The organism is Arthrobacter crystallopoietes BAB-32 (assembly GCF_000328305.2).
Classification (GTDB): Bacteria; Actinomycetota; Actinomycetes; order Actinomycetales; family Micrococcaceae; genus Crystallibacter; species Crystallibacter crystallopoietes_A.
Genome location: NZ_ANPE02000288.1, coordinates 1 through 16,151 on the forward strand (window position 1 = coordinate 1; position 16,151 = coordinate 16,151).

At 67.3% G+C, this 16,151-nt stretch carries 19 protein-coding genes; 17 read left to right on the top strand and 2 right to left on the bottom strand.

Going from position 1 to position 16,151, the window contains the following annotated elements:
* The 13 genes from D477_RS19930 to D477_RS19990 form a co-directional block, all read left to right on the top strand.
* On the top strand, positions 1–1,992 hold a 1,992-nt coding region (locus D477_RS19930; RefSeq protein WP_005274645.1), incomplete at its 5' end, for an ABC transporter ATP-binding protein.
* Positions 1,993–2,185: 193 nt separating this feature from the next.
* Positions 2,186–2,566 (top strand): hypothetical protein, encoded by a 381-nt coding sequence (locus tag D477_RS23770; protein WP_337587578.1) that lies wholly within the window; start codon positions 2,186–2,188, stop codon positions 2,564–2,566.
* 69 nt (positions 2,567–2,635) lie between these two features.
* Positions 2,636–3,025, top strand: a complete 390-nt coding sequence (locus D477_RS23775; RefSeq protein ID WP_337587579.1) for a hypothetical protein — start codon at positions 2,636–2,638, stop codon at positions 3,023–3,025.
* Positions 3,026–3,092: 67 nt separating this feature from the next.
* The gene (locus D477_RS19940) at positions 3,093–3,365 is read left to right on the top strand and encodes a DUF421 domain-containing protein (RefSeq protein WP_052510865.1); all 273 of its coding nucleotides are present in this window, start codon (positions 3,093–3,095) and stop codon (positions 3,363–3,365) included.
* Between the two features lie 153 nt (positions 3,366–3,518).
* Positions 3,519–4,187: a hypothetical protein gene (locus tag D477_RS19945; protein ID WP_005274650.1), complete on the top strand. Its 669-nt coding sequence runs from the start codon at positions 3,519–3,521 to the stop codon at positions 4,185–4,187.
* 2 nt (positions 4,188–4,189) lie between these two features.
* Positions 4,190–4,483 (top strand): transcriptional regulator, encoded by a 294-nt coding sequence (locus D477_RS19950; RefSeq protein WP_005274653.1) that lies wholly within the window; start codon positions 4,190–4,192, stop codon positions 4,481–4,483.
* A 24-nt stretch (positions 4,484–4,507) separates the two neighbouring features.
* Entirely contained in the window at positions 4,508–6,310 is a 1,803-nt protein-coding gene (locus D477_RS23455; RefSeq protein ID WP_005274657.1) for an ABC transporter ATP-binding protein/permease, read from the top strand.
* Positions 6,311–6,370: 60 nt separating this feature from the next.
* Entirely contained in the window at positions 6,371–6,598 is a 228-nt protein-coding gene (locus D477_RS19965; protein ID WP_005274660.1) for a FitA-like ribbon-helix-helix domain-containing protein, read from the top strand.
* A complete protein-coding gene (locus D477_RS19970) occupies positions 6,595–7,002 on the top strand; it encodes a type II toxin-antitoxin system VapC family toxin (protein ID WP_005274663.1) in 408 nt (135 codons plus the stop codon). The genes D477_RS19965 and D477_RS19970 overlap by 4 nt, the downstream gene beginning before the upstream one ends.
* Positions 7,003–7,058: 56 nt before the next feature.
* Positions 7,059–8,399: an MATE family efflux transporter gene (locus tag D477_RS19975; RefSeq protein WP_005274668.1), complete on the top strand. Its 1,341-nt coding sequence runs from the start codon at positions 7,059–7,061 to the stop codon at positions 8,397–8,399.
* A 10-nt stretch (positions 8,400–8,409) separates the two neighbouring features.
* Positions 8,410–8,970 (top strand): hypothetical protein, encoded by a 561-nt coding sequence (locus tag D477_RS19980; RefSeq protein ID WP_150110218.1) that lies wholly within the window; start codon positions 8,410–8,412, stop codon positions 8,968–8,970.
* A gap of 78 nt (positions 8,971–9,048) precedes the next feature.
* The gene (locus D477_RS19985) at positions 9,049–9,438 is read left to right on the top strand and encodes a hypothetical protein (protein WP_005274673.1); all 390 of its coding nucleotides are present in this window, start codon (positions 9,049–9,051) and stop codon (positions 9,436–9,438) included.
* A 77-nt stretch (positions 9,439–9,515) separates the two neighbouring features.
* Entirely contained in the window at positions 9,516–10,364 is an 849-nt protein-coding gene (locus D477_RS19990; RefSeq protein WP_005274676.1) for a DUF1206 domain-containing protein, read from the top strand.
* A 15-nt stretch (positions 10,365–10,379) separates the two neighbouring features.
* Here D477_RS19990 and D477_RS19995 read toward each other — a convergent pair whose 3' ends face one another.
* Positions 10,380–10,721, bottom strand: a complete 342-nt coding sequence (locus tag D477_RS19995) for a YtxH domain-containing protein (RefSeq protein WP_005274678.1) — start codon at positions 10,719–10,721, stop codon at positions 10,380–10,382.
* A 44-nt stretch (positions 10,722–10,765) separates the two neighbouring features.
* On the bottom strand, positions 10,766–11,341 hold the full coding sequence (locus D477_RS20000) for a CGNR zinc finger domain-containing protein (RefSeq protein ID WP_005274681.1): 576 nt from the start codon (positions 11,339–11,341) through the stop codon (positions 10,766–10,768).
* 118 nt (positions 11,342–11,459) lie between these two features.
* Between D477_RS20000 and D477_RS20005 the strand changes: the two genes are divergently transcribed.
* From D477_RS20005 to D477_RS22435, 4 genes are all read left to right on the top strand, one after another.
* A complete protein-coding gene (locus D477_RS20005; RefSeq protein WP_005274685.1) occupies positions 11,460–12,473 on the top strand; it encodes an EamA family transporter in 1,014 nt (337 codons plus the stop codon).
* A 195-nt stretch (positions 12,474–12,668) separates the two neighbouring features.
* Positions 12,669–14,027, top strand: a complete 1,359-nt coding sequence (locus tag D477_RS20010) for an MFS transporter (protein WP_081608645.1) — start codon at positions 12,669–12,671, stop codon at positions 14,025–14,027.
* A gap of 317 nt (positions 14,028–14,344) precedes the next feature.
* Entirely contained in the window at positions 14,345–15,865 is a 1,521-nt protein-coding gene (hpaE, locus tag D477_RS20015; RefSeq protein WP_005274691.1) for a 5-carboxymethyl-2-hydroxymuconate semialdehyde dehydrogenase, read from the top strand.
* 142 nt (positions 15,866–16,007) lie between these two features.
* Positions 16,008–16,151: VOC family protein (locus tag D477_RS22435; RefSeq protein WP_005274695.1), on the top strand; the 144-nt coding region annotated here is incomplete at its 3' end.

The window sequence follows — 16,151 nt, forward strand, 5'->3', positions numbered from 1 at the left end:
CCGACACCGGGTGCCGCCGCGGAGGCGCAGGCCGAGGCCATGGCGGAGGCGTTCGACGAGGAGGAATACCAGCCCACCGAGGCGGACGGGCACTGGCCTGGGTCCACCCCGACGAAGAAGGCCAAGCACTTCTGGCCCTCCGCCAAGCGGCTCTTCGGCCTGCTCAAACCGGAGAAGGCCGGAATCTTCGCGGTGCTCGCGATGGTGATTGTCGCCGTCGTCCTTAATGTCATTGCGCCCAAGGTGCTGGGCAGCGCGATGGACGTCATCTTCAACGGCGTGATCAGCATGAACCTGCCCGACGGCGTGAGCCAGGACCAGGTGATCGCCGGCCTGCGCGCGCAGGGGCAGGACCAGTTCGCGGACATGCTCTCCGGGATGGAGCTGGTGCCCGGGGCCGGGATCGATTTCGAGCTGCTGGGGCGGCTGATCGGGATTGTGCTGGGCATGTACCTGGTGGCCTCGCTGTTCATGTGGCTGCAGGGCTACGTGCTGAACAAGATCGTGATGCGGGTGGTCTTCAACCTGCGCCGCGACGTGGAGGCGAAGCTGAACCGGCTGCCGCTGAACTACTTCGACACGCGGCAGCGGGGCGACATGCTCTCCCGGGTAACGAACGACGTCGACAACGTCCAGCAGGCGCTGCAGCAGGCCTTCGCGCAGCTGATCATGTCCGCGCTGAGCCTGCTGGGCATCACCGTGATGATGTTCATCGTGTCCTGGCAGCTGGCGCTGATCGCCCTGATCGCGCTGCCGCTGTCCGCGGTGGGCGCGGGGCTGATCGGCGTGCGGAGCCAGAAGCTCTTTGCCGCCCAGTGGAAGAACACCGGCGCGCTGAACGGGCACATCGAGGAGTCCTTCAGCGGGCACGACCTGGTCCGCGTGTTCGGGCGCGAGCAGCAGTCGCTGGAGCAGTTCGACGAGAAGAACGAGGAGCTGTACAGGGCGTCCTTCGGCGCGCAGTTCGTCTCCGGGATGATCATGCCGATCATGCAGTTCATCTCCTACCTGTCATACGTGGGCATCGCGGTGGTCGGCGGGCTGCGGGTGGCCTCGGGTTCGATGACGCTGGGCGATGCGACGGCGTTCATCCAGTACTCGCGCGAGTTCAACCAGCCGCTGAGCCAGATGGCAGGCATGGCCAACATGTTGCAGTCCGGCATCGCCTCCGCGGAACGGGTGTTCGAGCTGCTGGACGCGGACGAGCAGGAGCCGGATACCGCGACCGAGACGCTGCCGGCCAAGACGGACGGGCACGTGGAGTTCGAGAACGTCAGCTTCAGCTACACGCCGGAGAAGCCGCTGATCGAGAACCTCTCCTTTGCGGCGCGGCCGGGGGAGACGGTGGCGATTGTCGGGCCGACCGGCGCCGGGAAAACCACGTTGGTGAACCTGGTGATGCGCTTCTACGAGCTGGATGCCGGCCGGATCACCGTGGACAACGTGGACATCACGCACTTGAGCCGGGCGGAGCTGCGCTCCAAGGTGGCCATGGTGCTGCAGGATGCCTGGCTGTTCGGCGGCTCGATCTACGACAACATCCGCTACGGCAATCTGGACGCGACCGAGGAGCAGGTGCTGGCCGCGGCCAGGGCGACCTACGTGGACCGCTTCGTGCGGGCGCTGCCGGACGGCTACGACACCGTGATCGACGAGGAAGGCAACAACGTCTCCGCCGGCGAGAAGCAGCTGATCACGATCGCGCGGGCGTTCCTGGCCAACCCGTCGCTGCTGATCCTGGATGAGGCGACGAGCTCGGTGGACACGCGCACGGAGCTGCTGGTGCAGAAGGCCATGGCCGCGCTGCGCACCGACCGGACCTCGTTCGTGATCGCGCACCGGCTCTCCACCATCCGTGATGCGGACGTCATCCTGGTGATGGAGGAAGGCCGGATCGTGGAGCAGGGCAGCCACGCGGATCTGCTGGAGGCCCAGGGTGCGTACTACCGGCTCTACATGTCCCAGTTCGCGGCAGCTGCCGACCCGGCCTGACCCTTCTCTGATCGAGGACGCAGCTGATGCCCCTCTTTGCCTGAAAAAGGGGCATCGGCTGCGCAGTGGTTGGCGAGGCGGCGGGTTGCTGTGCCCGCAGGGGGAGCCGAAATGTGCGGCGGAAGCCTTGACCCACGCCGTCCGGAGGAGGAGGCTGGCCCACACAGTTTCCAGTAGAGGGCGAGGTGCCGTCATGCCCACAGGATCCTTCTCCAGCCATGGCCGTCCGCGCGGCGGCCGGATCCTGCTGCTTGTCCTTTGCTGGACGGCGGCCATCGCGGCTCTGCTGGCTGGTACCTCGGCCGCTACTGCCGCTCCCGTCCGAGGAGGAGGCGACGACCTGCTCGGCAACGACATCTCCTGGCCCCAGTGCAATAAGGCGCTGCCCGAGGGCCAGGCTTTCGGAATCGTCGGCGTCAACGGCGGCCTGGCCAACAACACCAATCCGTGTTTCGCCGAGCAGCTGGACTGGGCCGAGCAGTCCACGGGCGGGACCGGCCAGCCACTGGTCGCGCTGTACGTCAACACGGCCAACCCCGGCCACGCCGGTACCTGGTGGCCGGTCAGCAATTAGTACGGCGGCACCGTCGTCAAGAACCCTTACGGCACGTGCGAGGGTGCGGAGGACGCCGCCTGTGCCTTCATGTACGGCTACGCCAAGGCCTACGACAACGTCGACCTTCGCGGCGTCGACAACCCCACCACGTACCTCTGGTGGCTTGACGTGGAAACCGAGAACAGCTGGTCCACGGACAAACTCGCCAACAGGGCCGATCTGGAAGGCATGACCTACTACCTGCGGAGCATCGGGGCACGGGTCGGCCTGTATTCGACGTCATTCCAATGGGGCCAGATCGTCGGAGAGGTTCCGTCCACCAGCAACCTCTACAAACTGCCAAGCTGGCTGGCCGGAGCCCGCACGCTCAACGGCGCGAAGAACAACTGCGGCTCCGCTCCGCTCACCGCCGGCGGCCAGGTCACGCTGACCCAGTTCGTCTCCCGCGGCCTCGACTACGACTACTCCTGCATCTGACCCGTCGACCCTGGCCAATGCCGGTGGGAGGAAGCCATGTTTGCTGCGCCACCATCCTCTTTGGAGCGTGGCAGTCGACGGGCTCTCCTACCGGTGGCCCCGGTTCGCCACCTTGGCGAAAGCCCGGCCGCGGCCGCTCATCCGCGACGGCCAGCTCGACCGCAGGGTAATGCGCCGCGAATTCATAACGGACGAGGAGCTCCTCTCCCAGCTGCGGCTGAATGGCGTCACTGATCCTGAGCAGGTCAAACGCGCCTATATCGAACCGAACGGCATGGTCAGCGTCATCCGCCCGGACCAGGAGACTCCCGACGAACCCCTGCCTCCGCCCGCCGGATAGCACTCCCTGCACCGGCAGAGCGGCCGCCGGCAGGCTTGATCTTCGACATCCTTCTGTTCCTCGCCAAGACCGCCACTTGCCGCAAACTGGTTTGTAATGCAAACTGGTTTGCAGAGGAAGCAAAGGTTGATTCAGCAGGAGGCAGAAAGAGCCATGACACCGCAATCGCAGGACCGCCCCGCCGAAGGCGGCAGCCCGGGAGAGGGGCCTCTGGACCTGCATGCCGCGCTGCGCCTCGTCAACCAGGCCGAGACCCGCGCCCGCCAGGAGCTGCACGGCAATGACGGCCTGATCTACCTGATCTGGGGCCTCGCCTGGCTGGTCGGCTACGGCACCCTGCATGGCTCACGCTTCGCCTGGCTGCCGCTGGCCAGCGGGCAGGCGCTGGCGATCCACGGCGGCTGCATCCTGGCGGCGCTGGTCTCCACGGTCGTCCTCGTCAGCCGGCAGAACCGCGGGATCCGCGGCCATTCGTCCTACCTCGGCGCGATGTACGGCGGCGGCTGGGCGCTCGGCTTCCTGACCATGGGCTGCCTCGGCGGCGTGGTCGGTGCCATGACGGGCGACTTCTGGCTGCGCAGCATGGCGCTCAACGGCATTGCCATTCTGATCGTCGGACTGATGTACATGGCAGGCGGCGCGATGTTCAATGACCGGAACCAAGCCGTCCTGGGCATCTGGTTCCTCGTAGTGAACATCGTGTCGCTGCTGGCCGGGCCGCTGCACTTCCTGACCGTGCTGGCCGTCCTCGGGCCGCTTGGCTTCTTCGGCGGAGCTGTCGCCGGCACGGTCCGGCGCCGCCGCCTCCGGGCAGGTGCCTGACCATGCCCGAGCTCGACCCGGTGATCCACGCCGAATCCCGTCTACGCACCATCACCGTGCTCAACCAGGTGGGGGAGCGGGACAAGATCGCCTTCACCAAACTCCGCAAGATCCTCGAGATGACCGCCGGCAACCTCTCCACCCACCTGCGCAAGCTCGAGGAAGCCGGCTACGTCGAAGTCACCAAGACCATCGAAGGCCGCACCCCGGCCACCTACGTGGGCATCACGCCCAAAGGCCGCGCCGCGTACACCGCCTACCGTGACGCGCTGAACGAACTGCTCGGCGGAGCCTGAACCACGCCAACTCAAGGAGCAAACATGCACGTCCCTGCACCATCCTTGGCACTACCCAGTGAAAGTACGACGCCGGTCCTCGCCTCGGCCACGAACGTCGCCAAGAGCTTCGGCCAGGTGAAGGCCCTCGATGGCCTCAGTCTGTCCATCAAGGCCGGCGAGGCGGTGGGACTGCTGGGGCCGAACGGCGCCGGCAAGTCCACGCTGATCAGCCTGCTCTGCGGACTCCGGCGGCCGGACGCGGGCTCGGTCGAGCTGTTTGGCCGCAACCCGCTGGAACCGAAGGCGCGGCTGCAGCTGGGCATCACGCCGCAGGCCACCTCCGTCCCGCAGACCCTCAAGCTGCGCGAGACCGTGGACTTCGTCGCCGCCCACTACCCGGACCCGATTCCCACCGCCGAGCTGCTGGACCGCTTCGGCCTGGCGGAGATGGCGGAGAAGCAGTGCGGCGCCCTCTCCGGCGGCCAGCAGCGCCGCCTCCTCGTGGCGCTGGCCCTGGCCGGCCGGCCCCGGCTGGTCATCCTCGACGAACCGACCACCGGACTGGACGTCGACGCCCGCGAGACGCTCTGGCGGCAGCTCAAGGACTACCGGGCCCAGGGCGGCACGCTGCTGATCACCAGCCACTACCTCGAAGAGATCCAGGCGCTGGCCAGCCGCGTGGTTGTCGTGGACCGCGGCACGGTCATTGCCGACGGCACCGTGGACCAGATCCGCAGCCACGTGGCAATCAGCAAGGTCACGTTCCAAAGCCCGCTGCCGCCGTCGTACTTTGATGGCTGGCCGCACACCGTCAGGACCGCAGCCTCCGCTTCCGGGGCCACCATCATCGTCTCCCAGGACGCCGATTCGACCCGTGAGGCGGCTGGTGGCGGAGGGCGTCGGCTTCAGCGGACTCGAAGTCCATGCCGCCACGCTCGAGGAAGCCTTCGTGGCCCTGACCCGCCATTCCGATGCAGCTGCCGAAACCGTGAAGGAACCAGCATGAGCACGCTCGCCCAGTCCACCCCGGCCCACCCCGCTCCGACTGCGCCATCGCCTGGCCGCCCGGCTCCGACCCAGGCCGCGCTGGTTCGCGCGCACTCGAAGGCACAGATCCTCGAGCAGCTGCGGATCCCGGTGGCCGTCATCTCGTCCACCATCTTCCCGACGCTCGCGCTGCTGTTCTTCGTCATCCCGCAGGAGGCCGTGACGTCCCATCCGACGGCGGCGCTGACCGCCATTGCGCAGCTGGCGCTGTTCGGCGTGATGAGCTCGTTCCTGTTCAATTACGGCATCGGGATCGCCGAGGAGCGGGCCAATCCGTGGAGCAGCTATCTGCGGACGCTGCCGGTCGGGCCGGTGCCGCCGACGATCGCCCGGGCGCTGCCGGCCATGCTGTTCGCGTTCTTCGCGCTGCTCCCGGTGCTGGTGATAGGGGCGCTGCTGACCTCGGCGCCGGACGCGTTCGGCGACGGCGGACTGTCCTGGTGGCGGGTGCCGATGGCCGTGCTGGTGTGGCTGCTCTGCGGACTGCCGTTCCTCGCGCTCGGGCTGTTCATCGGCTACCTGTGCACGTCCAAGGTCGCCGTGGCGGTCACGCAGGTGGTGTTCTTCCCGCTGGCCTTCGCGGGCGGGATGATGTTGCCGCCGGCGGCCTTCCCCGACTGGCTCAACACGCTGTCCCTGTTCCTGCCGTCCCGGGCCGCCCGCGACATCGCCGTGTTCGCGCTGACCGGCGAGGGGCTGCACGCGAGCTCGATCCTGTGCCTGGCGGCCTGGACGCTGCTGCTCGGCGGGCTGGCACTGTGGGCGAACCGCCGCGACCAGGGCCGCCGCTTCCGGTAGTCCAATCAGTCTCCCTCCGCCATGCATGCATTTTGCATGCATAAGGGCTATGGTGGGTCTATGGCTGTCACCATCACCATCAGGCACGTGCCAGAGGACGTCCGAGCCCGGCTGGCGGACAAAGCTGCCCGGTCCGGCCAGTCATTGCAGGAGTACTTGAGTTCGCAACTGCGGCACCTGGCCTTCCGGCCCAGTCCGGTGGACTTCGTGCAGGGGCTGCAGGGGCAAGACATGGGAAGCGTCTCGATCGAGGACATCCTCGCAGCTAAGGAGGCGGACCGCCGGTGACCGGCGGCTCCGGGATCGTCGTTGATGCTTCGGTTATTGTTGCGGCGCTGACCGCTTCCAAGGAGTACCAGGAGTGGGCACAAACGGTCCTGAAGTCCGGTCCAAATGAAGCCCCTGAGTTGGTGCTATTCGAAGCTGCGAACATTCTCCGCCGGCTGGAACTGGCCGGACAACTCTCTGCACGGCAGGCTGCGACAGCCTTCCAGGAACTTTCGGACTGGCCCGTGCAGCTCTGGCCCTTTGGTCCGCTGGCATCCAGGATCTGGCAGCTGCGTCAGTCCGTTACGGCCTACGACGCAGCGTACGTCGCGCTCGCCGAACAGCTGGATCTGCCGCTCGCGACGCTGGACCGCAGACTGGTTGCTGCCCACGGCCCGGCTTGCCGGTTCCTCACTGCCGATTAGTCCACGGCAGGCGGCGCCGGCAGAGATGGGGCCGGCCGCGGCCTAAGCTGGGTGGCGTGACCAAACCAGCCGTGCAGCCCGCGCCGGGCCTGAACCGTACCATTCTGGCCCTCGCGCTGCCGGCGTTCGGCGCGCTGGTGGCCGAGCCCCTGTTCCTGCTGGCCGACTCGGCCATCATCGGGCACCTGGGGGTGGCGCAGCTGGCCGGCGTCGGGCTGGCGTCCACGGTGGTGCAGACCGCCGTCGGCCTGATGGTCTTCCTCGCCTACTCGACCACCCCGGCGGTGGCCCGGATGCTGGGCGCAGGTCGCATGGCGGATGCGATGGCGATTGGCCGGGACGGCATCTGGCTTGCGTTCTTCCTCGGCATCCTGCTCTCCGCCGCCGGCTGGCTCAGTGCGCCGGCGCTGGCTTCCGCGATGGGCGCCGCCGGCGAGGTGCACGCCTACGCCGTCGACTATTTGCGCTGGTCCATGCCGGGACTGACCGCCATGCTGGTGGTCCTGGCCGCCACCGGCGTGCTGCGCGGGCTGCAGGACACCAAAACCCCGCTGCTGGTCGCGGGCGTCGGCTTCCTGGCCAACATCGGGCTGAACTTCCTGCTGGTGTACGGCTTCGGCATGTCCGTGGCGGGCGCGGCACTGGGCACCAGTATTGCGCAGTGGGGGATGGCCACGGTCTACCTCGCGATCGTCTACCGGGCCGCCTTGAAGTTCCGGATTCCGCTGGCGCCGACCTGGGCCGGGATCAAGTCGACCACGCATGTGGGCTCCTGGCTGATGCTGCGCACGCTGAGCCTTCGCGTCGCCATCCTCGCAACCGTGTTCGTCGCGACCGCCCAAGGGCCGGTGAGCCTGGCCGGCCACCAGCTGGTCATGACGGTCTTCACCTTCCTGGCCTTCGCGCTCGACGCCATCGCCATCGCCGCGCAGGCCCTGATCGGCAAGGAGCTCGGCGCCGGGAACAAGCAGCTGGCGCATTCGCTGACCCGGCGGATGATCGTCTGGGGCCTCGGCTTCGGCGTGCTGACCGGCGGCCTCCTCGCGCTCGCCGGCCCGCACTTGGGCTGGCTCTTCACCTCCGATCCGGCCGTCCAGGAGGCCTTCGCCGCGGCCGTGCTGCTGCTGGCGCTGAGCCAGCCGGTCTGCGGCTTTGTCTTTGTGCTCGACGGCGTCCTGATCGGGGCAGGCGACGCGAAATACCTGGCGATTGCCGGCGTCGTTAATCTGCTGATGTACCTGCCGCTGCTGGCCATGGTCGACGCCGGAGGGTTCTCAGGCAGGACCGGCCTGGTCTGGCTGTGGGCGGCGTTCGGGGTCGGCTACATGGTCGCGCGGGCGCTCACCCTCGGCTGGCGCGTGCGCACCGATGCGTGGATGGTCACTGGCGCGCACTAGACTCGGGGGAGTGAGCATGAACAGTTCGGACCAGGCCGCTGCCTACTGGCAACCCGTGCTGCTGAGGGCCCTGGTGGCCGCGGCGTTCGGGGTCGTGACCATCTTCTGGCAGGAGCCCGGCCAAGCCGTCATGGCTGTTGCGGGCGGACTCTACCTGCTGTTCAGCGGCGCCGCCGTCTGGCTGCTGGCGCGCAAACCGGACGCGGGCGATTTCCGCACTCTGCTGCTGCTCCAGGCCGGCGCCTTTGCCGTGGCCGGGCTGCTGGCCCTGGTGCTGCAGGCCCCGGCGACCTTCACCATCCTCGCTACCGCCGCCCTGCTGATCGGCGGCGGCGCGGAGCTGGTCCTCTGGTGGCAGAACCGCGGGGCGGGCGGCTCCCTGCTGGCCAAGGACTGGCTCATCACCGGCGCCGTTTCGGTGGGCTTCGGCGCGGCCCTGCCGTTCTTCACCCATCTCGGCGCGCACGCGCTGCTTGGCGTCCTGGGCGGCCAAGCCATCATCGTCGCGGTGGTCCTCGGGATCGCGGCCGCCACCTACCGCTTCGAATCCCGGAAGGCCGCCGCCGGCTGACCCGGCCTCCGGAATCTTCGGTCTTCTACAGCCGGTAGACTTGGAGGGAGAGTTTGCAGTATTCAGGAGGAATTCATCGTGGGGACCAACCCGACCGGGACGCCGAACGATCCGCGGATGTCCGTGAAGGGGCCGCTGATTTTCTCGGCGGTGCTGGGGGTCATCGCAGGCTTCTTCACGATGATCTTTTCCACCGGCGGCGCGGGCAACCAGCTGCGCTGGGACCTGGGCATCACCGCGGCGGGCATCGCTTTCATCGCGTCGCTGCTGCTCGTGGCCGTGTTGACCATGGCCGGCAAGGAGAACCCCAAGCACCTGAGCGAGGGCTCGGGCGTCCACCGGGTGTCCTCGAAGATTCCCGGCGGCGCCGGCAGCGTCGGCAAGCCCGGCGCGCCGTCCCCGGAAACCCGCCAGCCGGACGCTGAACAGGACAAGGACGACGACGGCGGGGCGCCGCGGGGCGCCTGACTTCCGTTCCGCGGGCGCTGGCTTAGGCTTCGTGGAAACCGGAGGCGGCTCCGAAGCCGTAACTGATAGGAACTGCGTTGCCGGATCACAGCGGACAGGCCAGCGGCGATTCCCTGGCGGCGCGCACCGCTGACGCAGCCGAAGGGCTTTCCAACACGCGCGCGCTCGATGTGCTGGCGCGGCTGGGCTTCGCGGTGCTGGGCGTGGTCCACATCCTGATCGGCGCCATCGCCGTACGGATCGCGCTGGGCGGCTACGGCGAGGCCGATCCTGCCGGCGCCTTGGATCTGCTGGCCGCCCGGGGCCCCTTCGGGCCGCTGGTCATGTGGTCCTGCTTCCTCGGCTGCGCCGGGCTGGCCCTGTGGCAGTTCAGCGAAGCAACCTTGCGCGCCCGGCACCTGCCGCGGCGGCGCGACCGCCTCTCCAAGGTGGTCCAGTCCGGGTCGCTCAGCATCGCCTATGGCCTCTTTTCCCTGACTTTCGCCCGCTACGCCGTCGGCGGGCACGCGGACTCCAGTGAGTCGACCAAGGACCTGACCGCAGCCCTGCTGAAGCACCCTCTCGGCGTGCCGGTCCTGGTCGCCGTCGGCGGAATCGTCTTCGGCATCGGCGTGCATTTCGTGGTCAAGGCGCTGCGCCGCAAGTTCAAGGAGGAGTTGAATTTCGGTCCGTCCAAGCGCGGCCGCACGGTCAGCGGCCTCGGCGTGGTCGGCCATATTGCGAAGGGGATCGCGCTCAACCTCATGGGACTGCTGATTGTCATCGCCGCGCTCAAGCACGACGCGCAGGAATCGACCGGCCTCGACGGGAGCCTTAAAGCACTGCCGGAACACCCGCTGGGTGTTCCGGCGCTGCTGGCGATCGCCCTGGGGCTGGTCTGCTACGGCGTCTTTGCGATCATCCGGGCCCGCTACGGGCGCATGTGACCGCCGCCCTCCCTCTTAAACCAGCGGATCGCTGTTGGTCGGCGAGGACGGGTCGCGCAGGAACTCGCCGTTGACACCCGGGCTGGTGCTACCGGCGGTGCCGCTCGCCGCATGACCGGTGTGGCCGCCGTCGTTCTTGTGGAAAACCTCCTTGGCCTTCCCGGTGACCTTCTCCTGGACCTGGGGCGCCTTCTGCTTGGCCCACTCGGTGCCTTCAGAAACCTTGTTCTGGACCTTCGGATCGTTCCAGAGCTTCTGGGCCTCGGTCTTGAGCTTCTCATAGCTTTCCCGTCCGGAGCGGGAGCCGAGCAGGAATCCAACGCCGATGCCTGCCAGGAAAAGTGCTTTCTTCATCATGGCCGTTCCTCCAGTTCGTCGGGATGGTTTTTCCGGTCCATTCATCAGCCTACTGATGAATCGCCGATGCGCAACGGGGGTGCGGCAGCTTTGCGTGCGCGGTAGGCCGCGACGTGCGTCCGGTTTGCGCAGTTGCCGGTATCGCAGAACCGCTTGGAGCGGTTGCGCGAGAGGTCGACCAGGACGGCGTTGCAGCCGTCGGCCTCACAGACCCGCAGCCGCTGGAGCTCCTGCTCGCGGATGACGTCCACGAAGGCCATGGCCACCTCGACGGCCATCCGGATTTCCAGCGGGGCGTCGGGAGTGGTGGCGTGCAGGTGGTACGGCCAATGGTCGTGCCTGACCAGCTGGGGGAGCGCCCGGCCGTTGCGCAGGATGTTGTTGACCAGCCGGACAGCCTCGTCCTCGTCCGCGGTCCAGACCGCGCGGAGCTGGGGCCGCAAATGGCGGACGGCGCGCAGTTCGTGCATCGTATGCGTGCGGGAACCGGTGAACTCATTGACGCGCAGGAACTCGTCCAGGTCCGCCATCGTCTTCAGCTGGTCCACGTCGTTTTCGGCCGTGTTGATCAGCTTTGCGGCGTCGATCAGCGACCTCTCCGTGTCATGGGCAAACACCATCTTGACTCCTGAGCGGACGGGAAAGTAGCGTCACTACTATATCTTCTTTTGCCCCTTACATTGGCTCTGCCCTGAGCGCGGCCGCCGGGGCTCTTCGGTCCGATAGACGAGGTCATGCATGGCTGGAAAAACCGCCTCCGCTCCGGCTGCCCACGGCGCCGCCCATTCCGCCGCGGTTTCCGGGGTTGGCATCGCGCTGTTCTCGTCGGCGGTGTTCGGGCTTTCCGGCTCCTTCGCCAAGTCGCTGCTGGAGGCGGGCTGGACGCCCGGTTCCGCCGTCGCCATCCGCATGATCGGAGCGGCGCTGGTGCTGGCAGTACCGGCGGTGATCGCCCTGCACGGGCGCTGGCACCAGGTGCGCAGCAACTGGCGGACCATCGTGCTGTTCGGCCTGATCGGCGTGGCCGGCTGCCAGCTGTTCTACTTCAACGCCGTGGCCACGCTGTCGGTCGGCGTCGCGCTGCTGCTGGAATTCCTGGCGCCGGTGCTGATTGTGCTCTGGCTGTGGCTGACCAGCCGGCGCATGCCGCGGCCGGCGACCTTGGCTGGGGCGCTGCTCTCCATTGCGGGACTGGTCCTGGTGCTGGACGTGTTCGGCTCGATCAAGCTGGATCCGGGCGGCGTGCTCTGGGGCCTGGCGGCGGCGGTGTGCCTGGTGATCTACTTCTTTATTACCGCCAGGCACAACGAGTCGCTGCCCCCGCTGGTGCTCGCGGCGGGCGGCCTGCTCGTTGGCGGGGTGGTGATGCTGCTCCTCGGCGCCGCCAGGGTGGTGCCAATGTCCTTCAGCGCCGCGGACGTTTCGCTGGCCGGCTGGAGCACCCAGTGGTGGGTCCCGATGGTCGGGCTCATCCTCTTCTCCACGGTGCTGTCCTACGTCACGGGCATCATGGCGGCGCGGCGGCTCGGTTCGAAGGTGGCCTCGTTCGTGTCCCTGACCGAGGTGCTCTTCGCGGTGCTCTGGGCCTGGCTGCTGCTGGGCGAACTGCCGGCGGCGATCCAGCTGCTGGGCGGCGGCCTCATTGTGGCCGGCGTGGTGCTGGTGCGCCTGGATGAACTTAGGTCGCAGCCGCACCTGCCCCGTGCAGCAGACGCTGTTGCCGCCTCCGGGCCGGCGGGTGCCGGAACCTAGGTTCGCTGCGCCGTCGTTATTGTGTCCTTGGCCACAACGAGTGGCAACTGACACAGCGGTCAGTAATTCAGGCCATATACTCGACCTCACACGGTGATATTGAACACCCGTTCACCATGCGAACGGAACCAGCCGTTCCCGGGATTCCCCTCCGGCACTGGTTTCCGGCACCCCCAGCAAGAGTTAGGCCTTTCCATGGATCTCAAGACGCGTATTGAAGCGGCCCCCATGAAGCGGGCGCAGGTCGGCATCATCGCCATCTGCACCGCCCTGTACATGATCGACGGCTTCGACGTCCTCGTGATGGCGTTCAGCGCCAACGCCGTCTCGGAGTACTGGGGGCTGAGCGCCTCGCAATTGGGCGTGCTGCTGAGCTCCGCGCTGGTGGGCATGGCCATCGGCTCGATCTTCGTCTCCACCATCGCCGACATCATCGGCCGCCAGAAGACGCTGCTGTTCGGCGCCGCCGTGGTCGCCGCCGGTATGCTCGCCTCCGCGTTCGTACCCAGCTACGAGCTGCTCGTGGTGCTGCGCTTCATCACCGGCCTCGCCGTCGGCACGCTACAGGCCACCGCCAACGTGCTCGCCTCCGAGTTCGCCAACGCCAAGCGCCGCTCCACCTCGCTGGCCATCGTCAGCATCGGCCAGCCGATCGGCGGCGTGGTCGGCGGCCTCATCACCGGCGTGCTGATCCAGGCCTACGGCTGGCGCGCGGCGTTCCTTTTTGGTGCCATCATCACGCTGGTCATGATCCCGCTGATCTGGCGCGCCGTGCCGGAGTCCATTGACTATCTGCTGGTCCGCCGCCCCGCCAACGCCCTGGAGCGCGTGAACAAGGTGCTGGCCCGGATCGAGCAGCCCTCCGTGGCCGAGCTTCCGGCCGCCGCCCCGGCTCCGGCCAAGAAGAAGTCGCGCTTCGCCGACGTGCTCACCGGCGTCAATGCGCGCCGCACCATCCTGATCTCGCTGACCTACTTCGTCCTCATGGCCAGCTTCTACTTCGCCAACTCCTGGACGCCGAAGCTGGTCACCGCGAGCGGCTTCAGCCAGCAGGACGGCATCAACGCCGGCGTGCTGTTCAGTGTCGGCGCGATCGTCGGCGCGGTGACCCTCGGCTTCTTCGGCGCCCGCTTCCCGATGCGTAAGGTCCTGGCCGTGTTCTTCATCCTCGGCGGCCTGACCTTCGGTGCCTTCTCGATCTCCACCGGCTCGCTGGCCGGCGCGCTGCTGGCGGCGTTCCTGGTCGGCTTCGGTTCCAACGCCCCGATCGCCGGCATGCTGGCGATCAGCCCGACCTACTACACCTCCGAAGTCCGCGGCACCGCGCTCGGCCTGGTCATCGGCATGGGCCGCGTGGGCGCCATCGCCTCGCCGATCATCGCCGGCGCGCTGATGGACGGCGGCTGGCAGCCGACCGACCTCTACTTCCTGTTCATCGTCCCGATGCTCCTCGGCGCCGCCTTCATCTCCCTGCTGGGCAAACCAGTGCTGGCCTCCGCCGCCCCGGCTGCCGACCGGGAAGGCGCCGACCACGAACTCAGCGCAAGCCGCTGATCCTGTCCGGGCGTTCCGTGCCACAAGCGCGGGCCGTCCGGCTTTCCCCTAACGACGGCGGGGCCTGGGCTTAAGCGCGCAGGTCCCGTCTTCGTCTACGGCAATACCGGCCAGCGGGCGGGGTCTGTTCGCCGGAGGTCCTCATCAGGGGCAACGCTCTCTTTGCTGGGCATTGTCCGATCCTGCTTTCGCAATCAGCGCGATGGGTGTTGACAACATCGAGTGTCGCCGGTCACCATTGTATCGTATACGATTTCAAATATGAAGTCCGGCCCTTTGGAAGAAACCCCTTGAACGAGGGGGGAAGGATCACGCCCGTGAGCAAGCACTTTGTCCCGGAGAACCTGCCCGATCACCTCCAGCACTACATCGACGGCAAGTTCGTCGACTCCATCGGCGGCAAGACCTTCGAGGTCCAGGATCCGGTATCCAACCAGGCTTACGCCACGGCTGCCGCCGGCCAGCCGGAGGACGTTGATGTCGCCGTCGCGGCCGCCAAGCGCGCCTTCAAGGAAGGCCCGTGGTCGAAGATGCTGCCTCGGGAACGCTCCCGCGTGCTGCACAAGATCGCCGACATCGTCGAATCGCGCGACGATGAACTGGCGCTACTCGAGAGCTTCGACTCCGGGCTGCCCATCACCCAGGCCAAGGGGCAGGCCCGCCGCGCCGCCGAAAACTTCCGCTTCTTTGCGGACCTCATCGTCGCCCAGCACGACAACGCGACGAAGGTGCCGGGCCGCCAGATCAACTACGTCAACCGCAAGCCGATCGGCGTGGCCGCGCTCATCACGCCGTGGAACGTACCGTTCATGCAGGAGTCGTGGAAGCTCGCCCCGGCCATCGCAACCGGTAACACCGTCGTCATGAAGCCGGCCAGCTACACCCCGCTCTCCGCCTCCCTGTGGCCCGAGATCTTCGAGCAGGCCGGCCTTCCCACCGGCGTGTTCAACCTGGTCTTCGGTTCCGGCGGCGTCGCGGGCGACTACCTCGTGAAGCACCCGGACGTGCCGATTGTCTCCTTCACCGGTGACAGTTCGACTGGTGCCGTCATCTCGACCGCAGCGGCGCCTCTGTTCAAGAGCCTCTCGCTCGAACTCGGCGGCAAGAGCCCTGCTGTCGTGTTCGCCGACGCCGACATCGAGGCCGCCCTCGACGCCACTGTCTTCGGCGTCTTCAGCCTGAACGGCGAGCGTTGCACCGCCGGCAGCCGCGTGCTCGTGCAGCGCGACATCTACGACGACTTCGTGGCCCGCTTCGCCGAGCGCGCGAAGAACATCGTGGTGGGCCTTCCGAGCGATCCCGCCACCGAGGTCGGCTCACTCGTGCACCAGAACCACTTCGACAAGGTCATGAGCTACATCGAGATCGGCAAGTCCGAGGGCCGCCTCCTGGCCGGCGGCGGTCGTGCCGAAGGCTTCCCCACCGGCAACTACGTCGCACCGACCGTGTTCGCCGATGTCGCCCCCGATGCGCGGATCTTCCAGGAGGAGATCTTCGGCCCCGTCGTCGCGATCACCCCGTTCGACACGGACGAGGAGGCGCTCGAGCTCGCGAACAACACCAAGTACGGACTCGCCGCCTACGTCTGGACGTCGGATTTGAAGCGCGCGCACAACTTCGCACACTCCATCGAGTCGGGCATGGTGTGGCTGAACTCCAACAACGTCCGCGACCTGCGCACACCGTTCGGCGGCGTCAAGGCCTCCGGCCTCGGACGAGAAGGCGGCTACCGCTCGATCGACTTCTACACCACCCAGCAGTCGGTGCAGATCAACCTCAACGAGGCCCACTCGCCCAAGTTCGGCGTCCAGACCAGCCGGAAAACCGGCGACGCCTAATTTCTTGTCCGGTTTTCTCCGGACGCTCGACCGGGCCGGCGCGGAGCCCTGACCTAACTTTGCCAGCGCCGGCCCCCGCAGGAGTGGGCTCGGGTATACGGGCCCGCTCCTGCACCGATCCACAAAAAACTAAGGAATCATCATGAGCAACGAAATTCCCAAGCCCTCCGTGCCGGCGCCGGACATCCTGCGCTGCGCGTACATGGAGATCGTGGTCACCGACCTGGCCAAGTCCCGCGAGTTCTACGTGGACCTGCTCGGCCTGCACGTGACCGAAGAAGACGAG